Origin of the sequence: Trabulsiella guamensis ATCC 49490 (assembly GCF_000734965.1) — a bacterium.
GTDB lineage: Bacteria > Pseudomonadota > Gammaproteobacteria > Enterobacterales > Enterobacteriaceae > Trabulsiella > Trabulsiella guamensis.
In genome coordinates this window covers 1-3,104 of record NZ_JMTB01000026.1, presented here as the reverse complement: position 1 = coordinate 3,104, position 3,104 = coordinate 1, and the positions used below count along the sequence as shown (strand labels likewise).

Genomic DNA, 3,104 nt, shown 5'->3' with positions numbered 1-3,104 from the left:
CACCCGTTCGTTACCTTTGATACCGCCGCGCTCAGCGGGCTGGCGCTTGGGCAGACGGTCCTGTCAAAAGCCTGTGCCGCCGCCGGAATGGAATTTGACAGCGCGCAGGCGCACTCTGCTCTGTATGACACCGAACAGACCGCCATCCTGTTTTGCGAAATCGTCAACCGCTGGAAGCGTCTGGGCGGCTGGCCACTGGCGGCGCCTGCTGAATAACAGGCATAAAAAAAGCGAACATTTCAGTTCGCTTTTTTCTTACCGAAAAACTTACTCCGCTTTCGGCTCGTCTTCTTTGTACTTCGCCGCAGTTTCTTTAATCAACTGCTGCAGTTCGCCGCGCTGATACATTTCAATCACGATATCGCAGCCACCAACCAGCTCGCCGTCAACCCACAGTTGCGGGAAGGTCGGCCAGTTTGCGTACTTCGGCAGTTCAGCGCGGATATCCGGGTTCTGCAGGATGTCAACGTAGGCGAAACGTTCGCCGCAGGCAGAGAGCGCCTGGACGGCCTGGGCAGAAAAACCGCAGCTTGGCAGTTTCGGCGAGCCTTTCATGTAGAGAAGGATCGGGTTTTCAGCGATCTGGCGTTGGATTTTTTCAACAGTAGTGCTCATTGTCTTTGCTTCCTTTAACTTCTTTTACGGCCGTAGTCAGACAGTGTATCGTTTCTGGCTGACGACAGAAAATAACATTTTGTTCACTCTTCATTATTTTATCGTCTGTCGCGATAAGTTGCCTTAAAAATATCCCTTTATCGGCATCTGTGACGAAAAGTTGAGCGTTATGTTTCGAGATGTCACTGCGCTGATGATTTTTTTTGCACTCGCTTACGAAACGTTATTTTAGATGCAAAAAGGCTATTAACATTTTGTGATTTTATGCATTAGAATCGAGGCGTTTTGAAAATCATACGCAGGCATGATTGCAGGCCTGCCATAATCAGAGGACTGCTCAGTGGCGCGGATAAATAAAATCTCGATCACGCTCTGTGCTTTACTGTTTACATCGCTCTCATTTACACCATTGTCGCATGCGTCTCAGCAGGCGCGTGCCTCGGCGACGCAAAAAACGCAACTGGCGAAAACCACTGAACCGAAGAAAAAAACACCAGCCAGAAAAACAAAAGTAAAACCACCGCAAAAAAAACCAGCAAAAAAACCACTGCGTCCACCAGCAAAAAGAAAAATTCCGCCTCGACTGCCGTTTCACGTAAAACCACGGCTTCCGCAAGCAAACGCACTGCCGCCACAAAAGTGACGCAAAAATGCACCACCACCCGCAACGGTAAGAAGAAATGCGTTAGCGTGGGTGATAAAAAGCCAATGAAGCTGGCGGATGTGCATAAAGCCCGTGTGCAAAAAGCACAAAAAACGGCGATGAACAAACTGATGGGCCAGATTGGCAAACCTTACCGCTGGGGTGGCACCTCCCCGCGTACCGGTTTTGATTGCAGCGGTCTGGTGTATTACGCGTATAAAGATCTGGTCAACATCCGTATTCCACGTACCGCTAACGAAATGTATCACCTTCGCGATGCGCGCCCGGTAAACCGCAGTGAGCTGGAAAGTGGCGATCTGGTGTTTTTCCGCACCCGCGGTCGTGGCACTGCTGATCATGTTGGCGTGTATGTTGGTAACGGCAAGTTTATCCAGTCACCGCGTTCAGGCCGTGACATCCAGGTCACTTCGCTGAGTGAAGATTACTGGACCCGCCACTACGTCGGCGCCCGCCGCGTGATGACACCTAAGACGATCCGCTGATCCTTACCCTGACGCAAACGTGTCAGGGTAAGTTCCTCTTTTGTCACGCCTTTCAATTTGCTACCCTACCCTTACCCACTACAGGGTTATTCCTGCCTGTTGGGACAATTAACTATAAAAAGGAGAGTAGCAATGTCGTTCGAATTACCTGCATTACCGTATGCAAAAGACGCCCTGGCGCCGCATATTTCCGCGGAAACGCTGGAATATCATTACGGGAAACACCACCAGACCTACGTAACTAATCTCAATAACCTGATCAAAGGGACGGCGTTTGAAGGTAAGACGCTGGAAGAGATTGTACGTTCTTCTGACGGCGGCGTGTTCAACAATGCCGCTCAGGTCTGGAACCACACCTTCTACTGGCACTGTCTGGCACCGAATGCGGGTGGCGAGCCGACCGGTGACGTCGCTGCGACCATCAACAAGGCTTTTGGTAGCTTCGCCGAGTTTAAAGCGAAATTTACTGACGCAGCGGTGAAAAACTTTGGCTCTGGCTGGACCTGGCTTGTAAAAAATGCCGACGGCAGCCTGGCGATTGTCTCCACCTCAAATGCCGGTACGCCGCTGACTACTGATGCCACGCCGTTGCTGACGGTCGATGTGTGGGAACATGCCTATTATATTGACTACCGTAACGCCCGCCCGAACTATCTTGAGCACTTCTGGGCGCTGGTAAACTGGGAATTTGTTGCGAAGAATCTGGCAGCATAAACCAGAACGCAGAAGGGGCAATCCCTTCTGCGTATTTTAAATCAGTTACTGGCACACACTTCTTCAGGCTGACGGGTGCCGCTGAACAGCACCACAAACAGCGCCAGCGCAGCAATGATGGCTCCCATCACCGGGACGAAGCTGTAACCCAGGCCGCCGGAAATCACCGCACCACCCGCTGCCGCTCCAAGGGCATTCCCCAGGTTAAACGCACCGATGTTCACTGAAGAAGAGAGACCCGGCGCTTCACTGGCGACACGCATAACACGCATCTGCAGTGGTGGCACGACAGCAAAGGTTGCCGCTCCCCAGACCACCATGCTGATTGCCGCCCCGATCTGGCTCTGGGCAAGGAACGGAATCGCCAGCATGATCGCCATCAGCAACAACAGGAAGCCTTTCAGCGTCGCACTTACCGAACGGTCGGCAAACTTACCACCAAGGTAGTTACCAATGGAGAAGCCCACACCAATCAGCACCAGCATCGCGGTCACGAACAGCGGCGTGGCGTTGGTGATACTGTGCAGCACCGGTGCGATGTAGGTATAAAGCGTAAACATTGCCCCTGCGCCCAGTACCGTCGTCAGCAGTGCGGACAGCACCTGCGGACGAAGCAGCACAGAAAGCTC

The 3,104-nt window shown here is 52.4% G+C and carries 3 protein-coding genes and 2 pseudogenes; 3 read left to right on the top strand and 2 right to left on the bottom strand.

Translation table 11 applies throughout. The annotated features are described in order from the left end of the window. A pseudogene (locus GTGU_RS02320) lies at window positions 1-216 on the top strand (ribonuclease T); the annotation flags it as partial. A 51-nt stretch (window positions 217-267) separates the two neighbouring features. On the opposite strand, the gene grxD reads toward GTGU_RS02320, so the two are convergent. Beyond that, window positions 268-615: a monothiol glutaredoxin 4 gene (gene grxD / locus GTGU_RS02315; RefSeq protein WP_038153964.1), complete on the bottom strand. Its 348-nt coding sequence runs from the start codon at window positions 613-615 to the stop codon at window positions 268-270. Window positions 616-955: 340 nt separating this feature from the next. Here grxD and GTGU_RS02310 point away from each other — a divergent pair. Beyond that, a pseudogene (locus GTGU_RS02310) lies at window positions 956-1,761 on the top strand (C40 family peptidase). 132 nt (window positions 1,762-1,893) lie between these two features. Continuing rightward, on the top strand, window positions 1,894-2,475 hold the full coding sequence (sodB, locus tag GTGU_RS02305) for a superoxide dismutase [Fe] (protein WP_038153963.1): 582 nt from the start codon (window positions 1,894-1,896) through the stop codon (window positions 2,473-2,475). A 41-nt stretch (window positions 2,476-2,516) separates the two neighbouring features. Here the strand turns inward: sodB and GTGU_RS02300 are convergent. Beyond that, the coding region (locus GTGU_RS02300; RefSeq protein WP_038153961.1) for an MFS transporter at window positions 2,517-3,104 on the bottom strand (588 nt) is incomplete at its 5' end.

Excerpts from the sequence above, each read along its gene's own strand:
- grxD (WP_038153964.1), bottom strand. The coding sequence starts at position 615 with ATGAGCACTACTGTTGAAAAAATCCAACGCCAGATCGCTGAAAACCCG.
- sodB (WP_038153963.1), top strand. The coding sequence starts at position 1,894 with ATGTCGTTCGAATTACCTGCATTACCGTATGCAAAAGACGCCCTGGCG.